The sequence below is a fragment of the Sphingobium sp. DC-2 genome (assembly GCF_000722555.1).
GTDB classification, from domain to species: Bacteria; Pseudomonadota; Alphaproteobacteria; order Sphingomonadales; family Sphingomonadaceae; genus Sphingobium; species Sphingobium quisquiliarum.
This window is the reverse complement of the sequence record NZ_JNAC01000152.1, coordinates 1-1,145: the sequence shown is the minus strand read 5'-3', so window position 1 is coordinate 1,145 and position 1,145 is coordinate 1. Positions and strand designations below refer to the sequence as shown.

Genomic DNA, 1,145 nt, shown 5'->3' with positions numbered 1-1,145 from the left:
CAATCTCCGCCAAGCATGCTCAAGCTTCACGATTTTTGCAACAGAGCCCCGGGCTGGGCCCCGAAGCCGCCATTCCCATTCCGCGTCGCCACACAGATATCATCGCTCAGCAAACGGTAGCCGCGGTCCAGAAAAGCCGCGGCGAGGGTCGACTTGCCGGCTTTCGACGGGCCGGCCACCGCGATGGCGTAGCCGCCCATGTCGATCGCATTGGCGTGGAGGGGCAGCATGCGGCGCTGGTGGAGCAACGCCCCCATCGCCGAGCCGAGCAGGAACAGGCGCGTGTTGCGCTCGCTGGCCCCGGGATCGGCATCGATCTCGATGCGCGCACCGTCCGCGATGCGGTAGCGGCCGATGTCGCGAACCGCGATGATGGCACCTTGCGTGCCGATCGAAAGGCCGATCACCGTCGGCCCACCATCGGGATGCGGCACCGGCGCGCGGACGATCTCGACATCGGCCGGTGCGCCGTCAGGCGCCGGTGAAAGCTCGGGCAGCGCGATTTCGGAGTGCAGCCGCAGGCCGAACAGGTGATAGGCGTGGCTGGACATGTTCCTCCGATCGCCCCGCCTCCTCGCATAGGCGCGGCGACTATCCAAGCGTGGGATTGCGGAGCGACCGGTGCACCTATAGCCCCGCGGATGTCACCCATCCCGCCGGTCGCGTCAGCGTGGAGCGCCTCACACTTAGCCGGGCAGCGCGACGATCGCGTCGATCTCGATCAGCCATTCGGGCAGGCCGAGCGCCGCGACGCCTAGCAGCGTGCTCGCGGTGATCGGCCAGTCGGCGCCGAAGACCTCGCGTCCGGCGTCGAAGATCGGACCGATCAGATCGGCGTGGTGATCGACGACGTTGATCGTCATCTTGACGATGTCGCCGGGCGCCGCGCCGACCGCCGCGACGGCCGCGCGGATATTGGCGAAGCATTGCAGCGCCTGGGCGCGATGGTCGCCGGTGCCGACGAACCGGCCCTCGGCATCGAGCGCCACCTGTCCGGCGACGAAGGCGAGGCGGCCCGTCGGCGCCACCATGACCTGGGCGTAGAGGCCCATCACGGGTGGCGCCAACGTCGGCGGATTGAGGCGGCTCACGCGGCGGCTCTGTTGCAAAAATCGTGAAGCTTGAGCATGCTTGGCGGAGATTGG

2 protein-coding genes are annotated in these 1,145 nt (G+C 68.1%); both read right to left on the bottom strand.

The genetic code is table 11. The annotated features are described in order from the left end of the window. Nucleotides 1–26: 26 nt before the first annotated feature. Nucleotides 27–551, bottom strand: coding sequence for a hypothetical protein (locus tag ET21_RS0123425; RefSeq protein WP_051743984.1), 525 nt, complete (start codon nt 549–551; stop codon nt 27–29). A gap of 135 nt (nt 552–686) precedes the next feature. Next, a partial coding sequence (locus ET21_RS0123420) for a RidA family protein (protein WP_237751661.1) occupies nt 687–1,145 on the bottom strand: 459 nt, incomplete at its 5' end.